Source organism: Janthinobacterium sp. KBS0711 (genome assembly GCF_000988085.1).
Lineage (GTDB): Bacteria > Pseudomonadota > Gammaproteobacteria > Burkholderiales > Burkholderiaceae_D > Janthinobacterium > Janthinobacterium lividum_E.
On the sequence record NZ_LBCO01000004.1, the window covers coordinates 98,295 to 115,830 of the forward strand.

The 17,536-nt window shown below is 66.7% G+C and carries 18 protein-coding genes; 10 read left to right on the forward strand and 8 right to left on the reverse strand.

The features are described from left to right. The first annotated feature begins 6 nt into the window (after positions 1–6). Positions 7–1,272 (forward strand): MFS transporter, encoded by a 1,266-nt coding sequence (locus tag VM94_RS01000; protein WP_046681803.1) that lies wholly within the window; start codon positions 7–9, stop codon positions 1,270–1,272. On the opposite strand, the gene VM94_RS01005 is transcribed toward VM94_RS01000, so the two are convergent. Continuing rightward, positions 1,269–1,928, reverse strand: coding sequence for a helix-turn-helix transcriptional regulator (locus VM94_RS01005; protein ID WP_046682047.1), 660 nt, complete (start codon positions 1,926–1,928; stop codon positions 1,269–1,271). The genes VM94_RS01000 and VM94_RS01005 overlap by 4 nt on opposite strands. 124 nt (positions 1,929–2,052) lie before the next feature. On the opposite strand from VM94_RS01005, the gene VM94_RS01010 reads away from it, so the two are divergent. The 5 genes from VM94_RS01010 (at position 2,053) to VM94_RS01030 (ending at position 8,800) form a co-directional block, all read left to right on the forward strand. Then, on the forward strand, positions 2,053–2,535 hold the full coding sequence (locus VM94_RS01010; protein WP_046681804.1) for a DUF2165 family protein: 483 nt from the start codon (positions 2,053–2,055) through the stop codon (positions 2,533–2,535). Positions 2,536–2,602: 67 nt separating this feature from the next. Further along, a complete protein-coding gene (locus VM94_RS01015; protein ID WP_046681805.1) occupies positions 2,603–3,703 on the forward strand; it encodes an efflux RND transporter periplasmic adaptor subunit in 1,101 nt (366 codons plus the stop codon). A 12-nt stretch (positions 3,704–3,715) separates the two neighbouring features. After that, positions 3,716–6,814, forward strand: coding sequence for a MexW/MexI family multidrug efflux RND transporter permease subunit (locus VM94_RS01020; RefSeq protein WP_046681806.1), 3,099 nt, complete (start codon positions 3,716–3,718; stop codon positions 6,812–6,814). Continuing rightward, positions 6,811–8,199 (forward strand): efflux transporter outer membrane subunit, encoded by a 1,389-nt coding sequence (locus tag VM94_RS01025; RefSeq protein WP_046681807.1) that lies wholly within the window; start codon positions 6,811–6,813, stop codon positions 8,197–8,199. Before VM94_RS01020 ends, VM94_RS01025 begins: the two co-directional genes overlap by 4 nt. Positions 8,200–8,224: 25 nt before the next feature. Further along, complete coding sequence (locus VM94_RS01030) at positions 8,225–8,800, forward strand: DUF1349 domain-containing protein (RefSeq protein WP_046681808.1); 576 nt, start codon at positions 8,225–8,227, stop codon at positions 8,798–8,800. An 18-nt stretch (positions 8,801–8,818) separates the two neighbouring features. On the opposite strand, the gene VM94_RS01035 is transcribed toward VM94_RS01030, so the two are convergent. The 4 genes from VM94_RS01035 to VM94_RS01050 form a co-directional block, all read right to left on the reverse strand. Next, a complete protein-coding gene (locus VM94_RS01035) occupies positions 8,819–9,712 on the reverse strand; it encodes a ZIP family metal transporter (protein WP_235432783.1) in 894 nt (297 codons plus the stop codon). Between the two features lie 24 nt (positions 9,713–9,736). After that, positions 9,737–10,645 (reverse strand): manganese catalase family protein, encoded by a 909-nt coding sequence (locus VM94_RS01040; protein ID WP_034752585.1) that lies wholly within the window; start codon positions 10,643–10,645, stop codon positions 9,737–9,739. A 29-nt stretch (positions 10,646–10,674) separates the two neighbouring features. Further along, positions 10,675–11,031 (reverse strand): hypothetical protein, encoded by a 357-nt coding sequence (locus VM94_RS01045; RefSeq protein ID WP_046681809.1) that lies wholly within the window; start codon positions 11,029–11,031, stop codon positions 10,675–10,677. 107 nt (positions 11,032–11,138) lie between these two features. Beyond that, positions 11,139–11,606 (reverse strand): hypothetical protein, encoded by a 468-nt coding sequence (locus tag VM94_RS01050; RefSeq protein WP_046681810.1) that lies wholly within the window; start codon positions 11,604–11,606, stop codon positions 11,139–11,141. Positions 11,607–11,684: 78 nt separating this feature from the next. Between VM94_RS01050 and VM94_RS01055 the strand changes: the two genes are divergently transcribed. Beyond that, positions 11,685–12,995 (forward strand): SDR family oxidoreductase, encoded by a 1,311-nt coding sequence (locus VM94_RS01055; protein WP_046681811.1) that lies wholly within the window; start codon positions 11,685–11,687, stop codon positions 12,993–12,995. Beyond that, positions 12,983–13,447, forward strand: coding sequence for a DUF2269 family protein (locus VM94_RS01060; protein WP_046681812.1), 465 nt, complete (start codon positions 12,983–12,985; stop codon positions 13,445–13,447). The genes VM94_RS01055 and VM94_RS01060 overlap by 13 nt, the downstream gene beginning before the upstream one ends. 15 nt (positions 13,448–13,462) lie before the next feature. Here VM94_RS01060 and VM94_RS28425 read toward each other — a convergent pair whose 3' ends face one another. The 3 genes from VM94_RS28425 to VM94_RS01070 form a co-directional block, all read right to left on the reverse strand. Further along, complete coding sequence (locus VM94_RS28425) at positions 13,463–13,636, reverse strand: hypothetical protein (RefSeq protein WP_160309262.1); 174 nt, start codon at positions 13,634–13,636, stop codon at positions 13,463–13,465. An 88-nt stretch (positions 13,637–13,724) separates the two neighbouring features. Next, entirely contained in the window at positions 13,725–14,129 is a 405-nt protein-coding gene (locus VM94_RS01065; RefSeq protein ID WP_046681813.1) for a DUF4440 domain-containing protein, read from the reverse strand. Continuing rightward, a complete protein-coding gene (locus tag VM94_RS01070; RefSeq protein WP_046681814.1) occupies positions 14,126–15,547 on the reverse strand; it encodes an MFS transporter in 1,422 nt (473 codons plus the stop codon). The genes VM94_RS01065 and VM94_RS01070 overlap by 4 nt, the downstream gene beginning before the upstream one ends. A gap of 127 nt (positions 15,548–15,674) precedes the next feature. Here VM94_RS01070 and VM94_RS01075 point away from each other — a divergent pair, with 127 nt between their 5' ends. Both VM94_RS01075 and VM94_RS01080 read left to right on the forward strand, forming a co-directional pair. Then, on the forward strand, positions 15,675–16,577 hold the full coding sequence (locus tag VM94_RS01075; protein ID WP_046681815.1) for a LysR family transcriptional regulator: 903 nt from the start codon (positions 15,675–15,677) through the stop codon (positions 16,575–16,577). A gap of 115 nt (positions 16,578–16,692) precedes the next feature. After that, positions 16,693–17,523 carry a hypothetical protein gene (locus VM94_RS01080; RefSeq protein WP_046682049.1) on the forward strand — a complete coding sequence of 277 codons (831 nt, stop codon included), beginning with the start codon at positions 16,693–16,695 and terminating at the stop codon, positions 17,521–17,523. Positions 17,524–17,536 lie beyond the last annotated feature (13 nt).

Sequence of the window (17,536 nt, forward strand, 5' to 3'; positions counted from 1 at the left end):
CCTGCCATGAACACCAGTTGCCAAGCCATTCCCGTTCCTGTCCCCGTCACCGCGCCCGCGCTGGGCGACGCCCACCGCTGGAAAGTGCTCGCCGTCGGCGTGGCGGCCAATGCCAGCTTTTCCGCCGCCGCCAATGGCATGCCCACCACGGCCATCTGGCTGCGCAGCGGCTATCACCTGAGCAATACAGAACTGGGGGTGGCGCTGGGCGCCATGGGCCTGGGCGTGGCCCTGACCGAATTGCCATGGGGCATGGCCACCGACCGCTGGGGCGACCGCCCCGTGCTGCTGACCGGCTTGCTGGGCACCATGCTGGCGCTGCTGGCCTTGCTGCTGTGGATTACACCCGCTGGCGGGTCCGTGCCGCCCTTATGGGCGCTGGCGGCGGGGCTGGCCCTGGTCGGCGTGCTGGGCGGCAGCGTGAACGGCGCCAGCGGCCGCGCCGTGATGCGCTGGTTCGGTCCGGGCGAACGGGGTTTCGCCATGAGCATCCGCCAGACGGCCGTGCCGCTCGGCGGCGGCCTCGGCGCCCTCGTCCTGCCCAGCCTGGCATCGCGCTACGGCTTCATGCCCGTGTTCGGCGCCCTGGCCCTCGTATGCGGCCTGTCGGCGTTTTTTACGTGGCGATGGATGCATGAGCCCGATTTCTCTGCCGAGGCCGCCAAGGGGCCGCAAAACGCGTCCAAAAGCCTGCCCGGGATCAAGCCACTGCCACCGTTACGCAATCGAAAGGTCTGGCGCATGGTGGCCGCCATCGGCTTGCTGTGCGTGCCGCAGTTTGCCGTGCTCAGCTACGCCACCGTCTTCCTGCACGACCATGGCCGCCTGGGCCTGGCGGAAATCACCGCCGTGATGGTGGCCCTGCAGGCGGGCGCCATGGTGATGCGCATCTGGAGCGGACGCCACACGGACCGCCACGCGAACCGGCCCGCCTACCTGCGCGGCTCTGCCCTGGTGGCGCTAGCCTCGTTCATTTTGCTCGGATGCATCGCCTGGCTGGAGGCGCCTGGCTGGCTGCTGATGGCCGCCGTGGTGCTCGCCGGCATCGCCGTGTCCGCCTGGCATGGCGTGGCCTACACGGAGCTGGCCACGGAAGCGGGCGGCGCCAACGCGGGCACGGCCCTGGGCATGGCGAACACGGCCGTCTACGTGGGGCTGTTCCTCACGCCGATGGCCATCCCGCACCTGCTGGCGGCCAGCAACTGGTCCGTCGTATGGTGGCTGGCGGGACTGGTGGCGCTGCTGACCTGGCCGCTGTTTCCGAAGCCTTAAGAAAGCGGCGAAATCCGGTAAACGCAGCGCATCGCGTTCGCCAGCACGTGCTGTTCGCGCACGATGCTGGCGTGCGGTCCCACCACTTCCTGGAACAGCTGCAGTTCAGAGCGGCAAAAGCCCTGGCAGGTGCGCGCGGCCGCGCAGATGGGGCAATGGTCTTCGATCAGCAGCCAGTCGTCGCCGTCCGCTTCCACGCGCGCCATATACCCCTCTTCATCGCGCACGGCGGCCAGCTGCTGCAGCCGCGTGGGCAAGTCCGGCGCCGAGCACGCGAGCGCATACGCGCTGCGGCTTTCCTCTTCGCGCTGCGTGATGAGTTTATCCAGCCCCGCCTCGCCGAACAGCTGGCGCACGGAACCGATCAGCTTGATCGTCAGCTGCGCATGCGTGTCGGGAAAGCGCGCATTGCCCGCTTCCGTCAAGACCCAGTTCTGGCGCGGCCGTCCCGCGCCCGCCTGCGCCTCCTGGCGTCCTTCGATCAGGCCCGCCGCCACCAGCTTTTGCACTTGCTGGCGCGCCGCCTCGCCCGTCATGTCCAGGGTCTTGGCCAGGGTCGCCGTGGAGACGGGTCCTTTGGTCTTGATGAAATACAGGATGCGCTCCGTCGTTTGCGGCGCTTCGCTATTATCCAAACGTTTACTTGTGTAATTCATTTCGCTCAACTATCATGGGGCCAGTTAACCAACTAATTGCTTGCATAATAGGCCGGTAGCTCCCCGCTGTCGAGGAGTTTCCACGTCCGCTTGCCGGCAAGACACTCTTTTGGACTGGAATCCCATGCAGCTGCAACACTCGATCTGGCTGTTTCACGCCATCCTCGCTACCGGCCTGGCCACCTGGCTCACCCTGGCCGCCATCAACAACCTGCACGCCTTCCACGGCTCCGTCTGGGCCATCGGCAACACCATGCGCATGGACCCGCTGCGCCAGGACCCGACCATCCAGACGCCGCTGCTGCGCCGCGCGCTCACCTCGTTGACCTTGCACCGGCTCTCGCTGGGCGTGGTGCTGGCGCTGCAACTTGGCGCCGCCATCGCCGCCTGGACGGGCGTGGCGCTGTTGTTCGGCGGCGGCCTGGCCGCTGGCTTGCCCTGGCTGAACCTGGCCTTGTGCGCCATGGCCGCCTTCTTGCTGCTGATGCACCTGGGCGGCCTGTGGTTCGGCTACTGGATCGCGCAGGAAGGCTTGCAGACGACGCACCTGGTGCTGCTGCTGTGGACCATAGCCCTGTTTGTACTCTTCAACGCGCAGCGGACCTGATCAGCCTCCGCTGCGCCTCTTCTTCCCTTTGTACTCTTCCCTTTGTACTGCTGTAAAGGACTTCATCATGAATACGAAAATCGTCGGCGCCTCTGCGCTGGCCATCGCCCTGGCCGTCGCCGGTGCCGCGCTGTATCCCCGCGCAGACTCGCATGCGGCCGATGCCGCCGCCTCCCCCGCCACCAAGGTGGCGCTGGTCCCCGTCGTGCTGGGCACGCAAGAGCGGTTTTTTGCGGGCGTGGGCGAACTGGAAGCGGCGCGGCAAGTACAAGTGGCCGCCGAAACGGGCGGCCGGATCACGCAGATCCGCTTCGAATCTGGCCAGCAGGTGGCAGCTGGCGCCGTGCTGGTACAGCTCAATGACGCGCCGGAACAGGCAGCGCTGCTGCGCCAGCGCGCACAGCTGAAAAACGCGGAAAGCAGCCATGCGCGCACGGCGCAGATGGTCAAGGAAAAAGCGGCCACGCAGGAACAATTGGATAGCGCCCTGGCCGCGCGCGATGCGGCCCTGGGCGACGTGCGCCAGACGGAGGCGCTGATCGCGCAAAAGACCATCCGCGCCCCGTTCGCGGGGCAGCTGGGCATCCGCAAGGTGCACGCGGGCCAGTACCTGAACGCGGCCGACACGGTGGCCAGCCTGATCGACACGAAGTCGCTGATGGTGAACTTCGCCCTCGATGAACAGAGCAGCGCGAAGCTGGCGCCGGGCCAGGCCGTGCAAGTGCTGGTGGACGCGTATCCGGGCGACGTCTTTACAGCGAAGATCAACGCCATCGATCCGCTGATCGCCCGCTCGCGCATGGTGCAGGTACAGGCGGCGCTGACAAATCCCCGTGGCGCCCTGAAAGCGGGCATGTACGCGAATGTGCGCGTGGCGCGCGAAGCGGGACAGCAGCTGACGGTGCCGGAAACGGCCGTGACCTACAGCGCGTATGGCGACACCGTGTTTGTGGCGCAGCAGGAGGGCAAGCAGCCGCTCACCGTCAAGCGCGTGGGCGTCAAACTGGGCGAGCGGGCAGGGGGCCGTGTCGCCATCCTGGACGGCTTGCGCGAGGGGCAGCGCGTGGTCGCTTCGGGCCAGCTGAAACTGGCCGACGGCATGGCCGTGCAAGCCGTGGCCAACACCCTGGACGAGGCCAAGCGCGCCGCGCCCAAGGCCGGTTCCTAAGGAGCGCACACAATGAAATTTACCGACTTGTTTGTGCGCCGCCCCGTGCTGGCGCTGGTGATCAGCACCCTGATTTTGATGCTGGGCGTGGTCGCCATCCTGCAGCTGCCGATCCGCCAATACCCGATGCTCGAATCATCGACCATCACCGTGAAAACCACGTATCCGGGCGCCTCGGCGGAACTGATGCAGGGTTTTGTCACGCAGCCGATTGCGCAAGCCGTGTCGTCGGTGGAAGGCATCGATTATCTGACCTCGTCCTCGGTGCAGGGCAGCAGCACGGTCACCGTGCGCATGGAATTGAACCGCGATTCCACGCAGGCGCTGACGGAAGTGATGGCCAAGGTCAACCAGGTGCGCTACAAGCTGCCCGAAGGCGCTTTTGACCCCGTCATCGAGCGCTCGGCCGGCGATTCCTCGGCCGTCGCCTACGTGGGCTTTGCCAGCGAGAGCGTCTCGGCACCCGCGCTGACGGACTACCTGGCGCGCGTGGTGCAGCCGATGTTCGCCACCATCGACGGCGTGGCGAAGGTCGACGTGTACGGCGGACAGCAGCTGGCCATGCGTTTGTGGATCGACCCGGCCAAACTGGCGGCGCGCGGCTTGACGGCGGCCGACGTGGCCGACGCCGTGCGGCGCAATAACTACCAGGCGGCGCCCGGTAAAGTGAAGGGACAATTCGTCGTCTCCAACATCAGCGTCAACACGGATCTGACCAGCGTGGCCGAGTTCCGCGACATGGTCATCCGCAAGGGCGGCGATGAAAAAGACAGCGCATCGCTCGTGCGTCTGAAAGACGTGGGCACGGTGGAACTGGGCGCGGCCGCCACGGAAACGAGCGGCATCATGGATGGCGTGCCGGCCGTGTACCTGGGCCTGTCGCCCACGCCGGGCGGCAACCCGCTGGTGATCGTCGACGGCATCAAGAAGCTGCTGCCCGAGATCCAGAAAACCCTGCCGCCCGGCGTGAAAGTGGAGCTGGCGTTCGAGACGGCGCGCTTCATCCAGTCATCCATCGACGAGGTGGCGCACACCCTGCTCGAAGCGCTGCTGATCGTCGTCATCGTCATCTACCTGTGCATGGGTTCCTTGCGCTCGGTGCTGATTCCCGTCGTGACGATTCCGCTGTCGATGCTGGGCGCGGCGGCGCTGATGCTGGCCTTCGGCTTCAGCATCAATCTGCTCACCCTGCTGGCGATGGTGCTGGCCGTGGGCCTGGTGGTCGACGACGCCATCGTCGTGGTGGAAAACGTGCACCGGCATATCGAGGAAGGCAAGACGCCCGTGGCGGCCGCCCTCGTCGGTGCGCGCGAAGTGGCCGGCCCCGTGATCGCCATGACGATCACCCTGGCCGCCGTGTATGCGCCGATCGGCATGATGGGGGGCTTGACGGGAGCGCTGTTCAAGGAATTCGCGCTGACCCTGGCCGGCGCCGTGGTGGTGTCGGGCGTGGTGGCCCTGACCTTGTCGCCCGTGATGAGCTCATTGCTGCTGCAGCCGAAACAATCGGAAGGACGCATGGCGCGCGCCGCCGAGCATTTCTTCGAAGGTTTGACCAGCCGCTATGCGCGCCTGCTGGACCGCTCGCTGCACCACCGCTGGCTCAGTGCCGGTTTCGCCGCGCTGGTGATGGTCAGTTTGCCCTTCCTGTACCTGCTGCCGCAGCGCGAACTGGCGCCGGCGGAAGACCAGGCCAGCGTACTGACGGCCATCAAGGCGCCGCAGCATGCCAACCTCGATTATGTCGAACGCTTTTCGTACAAGCTCGATGCCATCTACAAGAATATCCCCGAAACGCACTCGCGCTGGATCATCAACGGCGGCGAAGGTCCGGCATCGAGCATCGGCGGCATCAACCTGACGCCGTGGGCTGAACGCGCGCGCAACGCGGCCGTCATCCAGGCGGAATTGCAGCACGCCGTGGGCGACGTGGAAGGCACGAGCATCTTCGCCTTCCAACTGGCGCCCCTGCCGGGATCGAGCGGCGGCTTGCCCGTGCAGATGGTCTTGCGCAGCGCGCAGGATTACGCCACCCTGTTCCGCACCATGGAAGACGTCAAGCAGCGCGCGCGCGATAGCGGCCTGTTTGCCGTCGTCGACAGCGATCTCGATTACAACAACCCCGTCGTGAAAGTGCGCGTGGACCGCTCGAAGGCGAACAGCCTGGGCATCCGCATGCAGGACATCGGCGAATCGCTGGCCGTGCTGGTGGGCGAAAATTATCTGAACCGCTTCGGCATGGATGGCCGCGCGTACGACGTCATCGCGCAAAGCCCGCGCGAACAGCGACTCACGGCGCAAGCCCTGACGCAGCAGTACGTGCGCGCCGACGATGGCAGCCTGCTGCCCCTGTCCGCCGTCGTCTCGGTGAGCGAGCAGATCGAGCCGAACATGCTGACGCAATTCAACCAGCAAAACGCGGCCACCTTCCAGGGCGTGCCGGCACCGGGCGTGACCCTGGGCGACGCCGTCGCCTTCCTCGACGGCGTGGCGAAGACTTTGCCGCCCGGCTTCAGCTACGACTGGCAGTCCGATGCGCGCCAGTTCGCCACGGAAGGCAATGCCCTGCTGCTGGCCTTCCTGGCGGCCGTCGTCGTGATTTACCTGGTGCTGGCGGCCCAGTACGAAAGCCTGACGGACCCGCTGATCATCCTGATCACGGTACCGCTATCGATCTGCGGCGCCCTGATTCCGCTGGCGCTCGGCTACGCCACCGTCAACATCTACACGCAGATCGGCCTCGTGACCCTGATCGGCTTGATCAGCAAGCACGGCATCCTGATGGTGGAATTTGCCAACGAATTGCAGGTGCATGAACAGCTGGACCGCATCACGGCCATCCGCAAGGCGGCGCAGATCCGCCTGCGCCCGATCTTGATGACCACGGCCGCCATGGTGGTGGGCCTGGTGCCGCTGCTGTTCGCTTCCGGCGCGGGCGCCAACAGCCGCTTCGGCCTGGGCGTCGTGATCGTCTCGGGCATGTTGATCGGTACCTTCTTTACCCTGTTCGTGCTGCCCACCGTGTACACCTTTCTGGCCCGCCGCCACACGGCCGACCATGCCACGCCGCGCGCCCGCGACCTGTCGCAGGCGCTGAAGGAATCCGTATGAAAAACTACCGCTATCTCGTCGCCCTTTTCCCCGTGCTGGCCGGTTGCGCCGTCAGTCCCGCCTACGTCACGCCGGGCACGCCCGCCATCGCCCTGGCCAGCCCGCAGCAAGCGCAATTCGCAGCTGGCACGGGCGCCGTCAGCGAGGCCGCGTGGTGGACGTTTTTCGATGATGCACGGCTGTCGCAGCTGATCACCAGCGCGCTCGAACACAACCTCGATATCGCCCAGGCGCAGGCGAATTTGCTGGCCGCGCGCGCCGTCTTCGACGAGCGCCGGCTCGATAAACTGCCCGCTGTCACGGGGCAGGCGGGCTGGCAGCGCACGGTGCAGCAGGACACACCCGATAGCCGCACCGCCAGCGCCAGCACGCGTGTGGGATTCGACGCGCAATGGGAGATCGACCTGTTCGGCCGCCTGGCGCACATGAGCCGTTCGGCGCAGGCGCGCGCCGATGCGGCGCAGGCGGACTTGCGGCAAGTGCGGCTGACGATAGCCGCCGAGGTGGCGCGCAATTACTACGAGGCGCTGGGCTACCAGCAAAACCTGGCACTGACGCAGGCGCAGGTACAAAGCTGGCGCGACACGGTGGCATTGATCGACGCGCGCATCCGCGCCGGCAGCGGCTTGCCGGAAGAACGCCACAACGCGCTGGCCAACCTGGCGCGCAGCGAGGCGGCATTGCCACCGTTGCAGGCGGGCCTGCGCCAGGCGCAGTACCGGCTCGATGTCTTGAGCGGCCAGGCGCCGGGCGCCGTCGCGCTGGCCACCAAGCCCCAGCAACAGGCGCCGCTGGCCGGCCGGCTGCCGCTCGGCGACGTCAACCGCCTGATCAAGCAGCGGCCCGACGTGGTGCGCGCCGAGCGCCTGCTGGCCGCCTCCAGCGAAGACGTGGGGGCGGCCACGGCCGACCTGTATCCGCGCCTGAGCCTCGGTGGCTTTTTAGGCTTCTTTGCCTTGCGCGGCAGCGGCGTGTTCGATGGCGGCGCGCGCGCGGTCGAGGTGGCGCCCTCCGTCAGCTATCCGGCCTTCCGCCTGGGCAGCGTCAGGGCACGCTTGCGCGGCACGCAGGCCGAGGCGCAGGGCGCCCTGGCGCGCTATGAACAAACGATGTTGTTGGCGCAGGAAGACGTGGAAAACGCCGTCACGCAGCTGGCGGAAAACCAGACGCGATTGGCCTCCCTGCTGGAATCGGCGCGCCATGGCAACGCGGCCCTCGGCATCGCCAGCACGCGCTATGCGGGCGGTGCCGGCAGCTACCAGGCCGTGCTGGAAAACCAGCGCACCTTGTACGATATCCGGCGCGAAGCGCTGCTGGCGGAGACGGCGTCCTACATCGATGCGATTGCCCTGTACAAGGCGCTGGGATGGGGGCAAACTATGTAGCATTTTTCGATCAGGAGGAAATGCGATGTTCACGCAAGGCAGCTGGCTCAATCCACCGGAAAACTGGTCCGCCGACGGCGCGCAATTGCGCGTGACGACGGACGCCAACACGGATTTCTGGCGCAAGACCTCGTATGGTTTTATCCGCGACAGCGGCCACTTTTTCGGCACGCAAATCGATGGCGATTTCACGGCGCAGCTGCACGTGGCGGCGCAATACGCGTCGCTGTACGACCAGGCCGGCCTGATGGTGCGCATCGATGCGGAAAACTGGATCAAGTGCGGTGTCGAATTTTCCGACGGCCAGCTCTTATTGAGCACCGTGCTGACGGCCGATACATCCGATTGGGCCGTCAGCCTGGCGCCCGCCATGCCGGACGGTTTCTGGCTGCGCGTAACGGTGGAGCAGGGCGTGATCCGGGTGCAGTATTCGACCGATGGCAAGCTGTGGCCGCTGCTGCGCCTGGCGCCGTTTCCCGTCGCATCGCGCTACCTTGTCGGCCCCATGTGCTGCACCCCGGAACGGGCCGGGCTCGAAGTCGTGTTTTCGCAGTTTTCCACCGGACCGGCACTGCAAAAGGATTTGCACGATCTCACTTAGAACGCCATTGCGCCTTGCTTAGCTGAGCGCCGTATCGAGCACCATCATCAGGAGAAAACCGAACACCAGCGCGACACTGGCAAAACCGCCATTGCCGCTGCGCTGCGCCTCGGGAATGGCGTCGTGCACGATGACGAACAGCATGGCGCCGGCAGCCGCCGCCAGGCCCCACGGCAGCAGGGCGGACGACAGGCCGATCAGCGCCAGGCCGGCCAGCGCCATCACCGGCTCAACCAGACCGGAGGCGGCGCCCATGGCCACCGACCAACGCCGGCCGTAGCCCACGCTGCGCAGCGCCAGCGCCACGACCAGCCCTTCCGGCACGTCCTGGATGGCAATGCCGGCCGCCAGCGCATTGGCGCGTTCCAGCGCCACGCCCGCATAGCCGACGCCGATCGCCAGCCCCTCGGGCAGGTTGTGCAAGGTGACGGCCAGCACAAAAATCCACACTCTTTTCAGGCTGCTGGCGGCGGGCGCGGCGCCCTGTACGCGTTCGCGCACGACCAGGTTGAGCACGACGATCAGCAGCATGCCGAGGCCCATGGCAAAGGCCACCAGCAGGCTGGCGTGCATGGGCGTTGCCACGCGCTGCCTGGCCGCCGCCAGCGCCGGCAACACCAGTGAAAACGCGGTGGCCGCCAGCATCACGCCGGCGCCAAAACCGAGGAAGCAGTCGTAGCTGCGCTGCGAAAATTTATGCGACAACAGCACCGGCACGGTCCCCAGCGCCGTGGCGGCAGCGGCCATGGCGCCGCCGATCAGGGCCGGCGCCAGATGGGCATGGCGCAGCCCCAGCTGGGCCGTCAGCGCGTACAGCAACCACAGCGCGCCACCGCCGCACAGGGCAAAGCCCAGTGCATGGGGCCAGGACCAGTGTCTGGCCAGGGCCTGCAGCGCGCGCGGCGTGTTCACGCTGGTGGTGCCCGGCCAGCTGCGCTACAAGGGCATGGACGAGGTGCCGCCATCGCGGCCGTTGGGCCGCATGCCCAGTTCCGCGCCCGTCAACGGGTCGGCATCGGGATTCGATGCCGTGCGCGCGGCCATCTGCTGCACGGTGGCCAGTTCGTCCTGCGGCAATTTCACTTCCGCCTCGCCCGTGCCGCCGTCGACGGCCATCTGCTGGCGCGGGTCGGAAATGTACTGCCACTTGCCGCCCTGGTTCCACGGTCCCCGTTCCTCGCCCGGCCCCTGTGACATGTTGAAATACACGTCCGCGTACTGCGGGTCGCCCGGCAGTTTGCCGGGCGGGAAATTGGGCTCGATCGAATACAGGGCTTTTTCAAACGACTTCTGGTGTGCCACTTCGCGCGTCATCAGGAAACCCAGCGCTTCCTTCACGCCCGGGTCGTCCGTCAGGTTGATCAGGCGCTCGTAGACGATCTTGGCGCGCGCCTCGGCGGCGATGTTCGAGCGCAGGTCGGCCGTCGGTTCGCCGATGGTATCGATGTAGGCGGCCGTCCACGGCACGCCGGCCGAATTGACCAGCGGGGCGCCGCCGCCGTACAGCACCTGCGTCACGTGGCTGTCGTTGCCCGCGCCCGTGATATTGCGGTACAGCTCCGCCGCCTGGTCGACGCCCTCGGCCAGCCGCCCCTTGGCGCCCTTGTTGAGCATGACGACGATATTGCCGATCACTTCCAGGTGGCTCAGTTCTTCCGTCGCGATATCGAACAGCATGTCCTTGCGGCCCGGATCGTCCTCCGACAAGGCTTGCGTGAAATAGCGGCAGGCGGCGGCCAGCTCGCCCTGCGGGCCGCCGAATTGTTCCAGCATCAGGTTGGCCAGCCCGGGATTGGGCTGCTCCACCCTGACCGTGTATTGCAGTCGCTTGTTGTGTGCAAACATGGTGCTCTCCTCGTTCGCAGCACGCCGGTCTACTCGTGCTGATTCAGTGATCTGTGGATGTCCTTCGACTCGTTGCGGCCCGGCCGGTCGTCGGCCAGCTTGCCCGCTTCGCTCTGCGGCCGCTGCGCCGCGCCCTTGACGTGGGCGTTGTCGTCAGATTGCGTCAGGGTGGGCAGGTTTTCCTGCTCCACCGGGTCAAGCCCGCCCTGCGGCGTGATGACGTCGTTGGCCCAGTGGCCGCTGTTGGCATTGCCGCTGGCCAGCTTGCCGCCGCCCTGATTGGCATACGCATCGCCCTGCGACTGATTGACGTCGCTCTTGTCCATGCGCGTGTTACGGCCCTGGTCGGCGGGATGCTGCGGAGTGTTGCCGTGTTTTTCCTGCATGCGCTTCTCCTCGGTTGGTGGATGAAGTTCCATGCTACTGGCGCGCAACGGCCGGCAAGATAGGCGCGCGGCGGGCCGGCGTGTAGGAAAGTGACTCGCGCAGCGCCTCAGCGCCGCCGCAGCCACAGCGCGCCGGCGGCCAGGCCGATGCCGAAGGCGCCGTACACCAGCAGCAGCGAGGGGCGCGACAGGCGCATCTCGTAGCCGGGCTGCAAACGGTGCGGCGTCAGCTGGTAATCCGTGAAACAGGCCACGGCCGTGGCGCCGGCCGCCGCCGCGACGGTGGATGCCACGCGGCGCCGGTCGAGGATGCGCGCCGCATAACGCTCGAACAGCACGCCCCAGAACATGGCGCTGCAATGGTGGATGACATAGCCGACCAGGGTATGCCTGAGCGAGGCGTCGTCGCGGCGCGCCGCCTCGTCGCCCCACAGCCAGTGGCTGACGGCGTTGACGGCGGCGAACACGCTGCCCGTTTCGCGCCGGCCGCACAGGGCCAGGGCGGCAGCGGACAGGAGGGAGGCAAGGCTGCCCGACAGGGCGCCGTGATGCAGGGTGGTAGGCAAGGCTGGCATGGTGGTTCTCCCGTAGTAAATGCGGTAATGAACTGAAACGCAAAAGGCGAATCCAACTCCCATCAGGAAAGGGCATCGATGCGCATACTGCTGACGGGGGCGAGCGGTTTCATCGGAACGCATGTTTCGACCGCGCTGCTGGCCGAAGGTTTCCAGCTCGCGTGCACGACACGTCGCGCGCCGCCCCGCGCGCCCACCGGCCAGGAGCAGCGCGTGCACCTGATCGAGGCCGATTTTGCGCGCGACACGGCCAAGGCCGCGTGGCTGCCGCGCCTGGCCGGCATCGACGTCGTCATCAACTGCGTCGGCATCATCGCCGAGCATGGCGCGCAGACGTTTGCGGCCCTGCACACGCAGGCGCCGCGCGCCCTGTTCGCCGCCTGCGCCGAAAGCGAGGTGCAACTGGTGATACAGCTGTCGGCCCTCGGCGCGGACGACGGCGCCGTCTCGCCCTACCACCTGAGCAAGAAGGCGGCCGACGATTTTCTCGCCAGCCTGCCGCTGCGCGCCGTCATCGTGCAGCCTTCGCTCGTGTATGGCGACGATGGCGAAAGCGCGCGCCTGTTCCGCATGCTGGCCAGCCTGCCCGTGTATCCCCGCTTCGGCCGCGCGCCGCAGCTGGTGCAGCCCGTGCATGTGGACGACCTGACCGATGTCATCGTCGCGCTGGTGCGCGGCGCGGGCGCGCTGGGCGGCCAGAAGACGCGCCGCGTGCCCGTCGTGGGGCCGCAGGCGCTGCCGTTTGCGGCCTACCTGGCGGCGTTGCGCTCAGCCATGGGGCTGGGGCGGCTGCGCGTCGCGCCGCTGCCCAGGTGGCTGATGCCGCCCGTGCTGCTGCTGGCCAGGCTGCTGGGCTTTGCCATGCCGGACCGCGCCACCCTGGGCATGCTCGAGCGCGGCAATACAGCCGATGCGGGGCTCACGCGGCGTTTGCTGGGACACGCGCCGCGTCCCGTGGCGCAGTTCATCAGCGACGCGCGCGGCGCGGCCGTACGCGCCCAGCTCGACTGGCTGCTGCCTGTGCTGCGCCTGTCGATTGCCATCGTGTGGATCGCCACGGCCATCGTCTCGGCCGGCGTCTATCGAGTCGAAGACAGCTATCGCCTGCTCGAACGCAGCGGCGTGCCGCCAGATTGGGCGCCGCCGCTGCTGGCCGGCGCCTGCCTGCTCGACCTGCTGCTGGGCATGGCCACCCTGGCGCTGCGCCCGCCGTGGCGGCGCTGGCTATGGCCGCTGCAAGCCGCGCTCATCGTGTTCTATACCGTCTGGATCGCCGTATTCCTACCGGAATTCCTGTGGCATCCGTACGGACCCCTGACGAAAAATCTGCCCATGCTGGCGGCCCTGTGGCTGCTGTACCAACTGGAGGAACATCCATGGAATACCTGATCGTCAAATGGCTGCACATCGTCTCGTCGACCCTGCTGTTCGGCACCGGCATCGGCTCGGCCTTCTACCTGCTGTTCGCGAGCCTGAGCCGCGACGTGCGCGCCATCGCCGTCGTCAGCCGCCACGTGGTGCGCGCCGACTGGCTGTTTACGGCCACGACGGTGGTGTTCCAGCCCCTGAGCGGCTTTTACCTGGCCCACCTGGCCGGCTTTCCCTTGAGCAGCCGCTGGATCGTCTGGTCCGTGGTGCTGTACCTGGTGGCCGGCGCCTGCTGGCTGCCCGTCGTGTGGCTGCAGATGCGCATGCGCGACATGGCGCAAACGAGCGCGCGCGACGGCGTCGCCTTGCCCGCGCTGTACTGGCGCTACCTGCGCATCTGGGCGGCGCTGGGCGTGCCCGCCTTCTTCGCCCTCATCATCGTGTTTTACCTGATGACGGCCAAGCCGGCGTGAGCGCGCCGGTGCCCTTCAATGTTTGCGGCCCTGCTTCTTGCCGCCGCCGGCGCCCTTGCCGGAACCGGCCTTGGTATGGCTGGCCGCATCCTTGCCGCGCTTGCCAACGTCATTGTCGGTGCTACTTTTGTCTTCCGTGGGGGCGGCCGATTGGCGATTCTGGCCGGCCTGCGATTTTTGCTTGGGCATGACGCGCTCCTGATGAACGAGGGGACCCTGTCAGCCTAGCCGCCATGGCGCCATTGTCCATCGGCGCGCCCGCCGCCACGCTGTAGGATCAATCCGCCCGCGCGGCCCACGTTTCATGCAGGTGGCGCCACAGCAAGGCGCCGTCGGGCGTTTTCTCGTACACGACGGTGGACCAGCGCTCGGTGTTTTCCGCGCCCGGCAGCGACTGGAATTCGCGGTAGGAGACGGTGGCGCCGGTGGCACTTTCCTGGATCAATTGCAAGTCCGTGATGCGCATGGCGAGGCCCGGGCGGCTGCCGCCGGCGCCCTGGAAAAACCCTGTCAAGCCAAAGTGGTCGAGCCGCATCCCGCCGGGCGCCACCATCGTAAAATCGGGCGAAAAACGCGCCAGCAATTGCGCGCAGTTTTCCGCTGCCGCCTCACCGGAAAGCCATGCACGGATCAGCACATGCGTGGATAAAACGTCGTCAAAATAGGGGTTCGTTGCAGTCATTTTTTGCTTGCTCCATGGTGGTGTAAAAGGTCGAGAACGGCGCGGTTGTCGATGCGCAGGCACAGTGCCAAAGGCAGCAGGCACGAGGCGGCGGCCAGTGCAAAGCACCAGTGGAACACCTGCGCCGCACGCAGGTGCTGGGCGGGGTCGTCCAGCGAAGCGATGCCCTGCGCCGCCAGCAAGCCATTCAGCAGTACGCTGAGCAGCGCCACGCCCAGGCAAAAGCCCAGCTGGCGGTTGATATTCCACACGGCGCTGGCCTGGCTCAGCTGCGCGTCCGGCGTGCGCAAGAAGGCCGTGCTTTGCGCCGTGCTGCTGCACAAGCCGCCGCCAAAGCCCATCACGGCGTACGCGCCGGCCAGCCAGAACAGCTGATCGGCCGCCTCCACGCGCAGCAGCATCAGCATGCCCGCCGCCTGCAGCAGGGCCCCCCCGATGAACAGCGGTTGCGGACCCACGAGGCGGTAGCTTTTGCCGGTCAGCGAAATGGCCGCAAACGAGGCCAGCGCCCACGGCAGCATCAGCGCGCCAGCCGTCGAGGCCGGCATGCCCAGCACGCCCTGCAGGTACAGCATGGCCAGCAGGCTCACGCCCATGAAGACGCCCGGCACCAGCAGATACATCAGCATGGCGATGCGTAGCAGCGGCTCACTGGCCAGGCGCAGGTTGAGCAGCGGCGTCGATTTGCGCAGGGCGCCGCGCACATAGCCCCAGGCGCAGGCGACGCCCAGCGCCAGCACGGCGGCGCCAGCCAGCAGCTCGTCCGGCGTGCCCAGCATGGTCAAGCCCAGCAACAGCAGCAAAATCGCCGTGCTGCCCGCCAGCAGGCCGCTCACGTCGAGACGGGGAACGACCGCGCGCGGCGGGTCGGGACGCAGCCAGCAGGCGGCCAGCAGCAGCGCCAGCGCGGCAAACGGCACGTTCAAGTAAAAGATCCAGCGCCACGACAGGCTGTCGACGATGACGCCGCCCAGCGCGGGCGACAGGGCTGGCGCCAGCAAGCCCACCAGCATGATGACGGAGGACAGGCCGGGGCGCTCGGCAGGCTGATACAGCTGGTAGGTCATGCTTTGCCCCAGCGGAATGAGCAAGCCGCCGCCCAGGCCCTGCACGCAGCGCCAGGCGATCAGCGCCTCGATCGACGGCGCCAGGCCGGCGCCGATGCTGGCGCATAAAAAAGTTAGCAACGATGCCATGAACACGGTTTTGCTGCCATAATAGGCAGCCAGCCAGGCGCTGGCAGGGATGACGATGGTCAGGCCGAGGATGTAGGCGGTGCTGATCCAGGCCAGCTGCGCCACCGAAGCGTGCAGGGCATGGCCGATATCGGGATAGGCGACACTGGTGATGAACATGTTGATCAGGTCGACGAAAAACCCCAGCAGATAGATGGCCGCGACCTTTTTGCGATAGTCCATGGTGCTCCAAATGGCAAACGGCCAGCTTAAGCGTCCATCGTCATTTGCGTAACGGGCCAGCCCCGATTACACTGTCAAACAAATTTTGACAAACCTCTATAACCCGCATGCCTCCTCATTCTTATTTATGATCAGTCTTGACCGCCTGGGTATTTTTATCGCCATCGTCGATGCCGGTTCGCTGACGGCGGCCGCCGCCGTGCTGGGCCAGAGCAAGGCCGTCGTCAGTTTTAATTTGAAGCAGCTGGAGGCGGAGCTGGGCGTGTCGCTGCTAACGCGCAGCACGCGCAGCCTGGCACTGACTGACGTGGGACGGCGCTTTTACGAGGATTGCCAGCGCGTACTGAGCGAAGCGCAGGGCGCCATCGAAACGGCGCGCCAGGGCCACCAGGGCTTGCGCGGCACCCTGCGCCTGACCACCACTGTCGAATACGGCAGCCGCACGGTGATCCCCGCGCTGATCGCCTTTGCCGCCGCCCACCCGCAGCTGCAGATCCAGCACTCGTCGTCATCCTCGCACGAAGACCTGATCTCGGGCCGCTACGACCTGGCCATCCGCATGGGTTCCCTCAACGATTCGAGCTACCGCGCCGCGCTGATCGAGCCGTACGCCATCTGGCCGGTCGCCTCGCCCGCCTACCTGGCCAGCCTGCCTGCCAAGGGCATCGCCAGCCTGGACGACTTGCAGCGCGCGCGCTGGCTGGCACACAGCCGCCTGGCCACACCACTGCGCTGGGACGTGCACACACCGGACGGCGCCGCCGACTTTGCCGTGCAGGACGACGCCGCCATCCATTCCGACTCCGCCTCGGCCCTGCTGGGCTTTGCCCTGGGCGGCTGCGGCGTGGCCCTGCTGCCGCAGTGGCAGGTGGAGGCGGAAGTGCGCGCGGGACGCCTGCGCCGCCTGCTGCCCGACGTCGTCTTCCCTGAGCAGGGTGTGTATGCCGTGTATCCGAACACCCAGCATATCGCGGAAAAAGTGCGCGCCTTTATCGACTTTTTGCGCGCCTTCGTGGGCACGCCGGACTGAGGTTTCACGTCGTCAATACTTGTTGAATACAACGATTTCCAAGGGGCAAACGAGCGCCCCTTTCGTTTTTCCCAGCCTACACTGGAAGGGCATTGTTCACCAATTGGAGACCATCATGGCACATACATTGGCAGCAGTTTTCGCCGTGCGCGATATGGCCGAGCGCGCCCGGCACGACCTGATCACGGCTGGCTTCCCCGGCGCCAGCATCCGCCTGCACGATGCGGGCAGTGACGACTTTTCCGCCACGGAAAACATCCGCCGCGACGACAGCGACAGCCTGCTCGACAGCGTCAAGCATTTCTTTACGGACCTGTTCGGCAGCCACGCCGACCGCCACATCTATGCGGAAGCCGTGCGGCGCGGGCATGTCGTGCTGACCCTGGAAGAGGCGAGCGACGCCGATATCCAGCGCGCCACCGACATCGTCGAACGCTATGCGCCGCTCGACATCGATGCGCACGCCGAGCATTGGCGCGCCGGCGGCTGGCAAGGCGCACCGCAAGACGCCAGCGCGATGCGCCAGGGCGCCAGCATGCAGTCCGATACGCCATCGCGGCAGGGCACCTCCGCCAGCAATGTGAACGAAGCGCCAGGATCGCAGCAATTCGCCAGCGACATGGCGCCGCCGCCGGCGTCCAGCGCCGGCGCCAACGTGCGCCGCTATCCCGGCGCCGACAACCTGCCCGGCACCAATTACGACGACGAGCAGTATTACCGCAACCACTGGAGCGCCACCTATGTCGCCACTGGCGCGCGTTTCGAGGACTACGATCCCGCCTACCGCTATGGCCATTCGATGGCAAGCAGCGACAGCTACCGGGGCCGCCCGTGGGACGACGTGGAAGCGGACCTGCGTTCCACGTGGGAACACACGTATCCCCAGTCGGCGTGGGACAACTTCAAGGCGGCCGTCAAGCATGGCTGGGAACGCGTGACGTCCTGACGCGCGGGGAGGG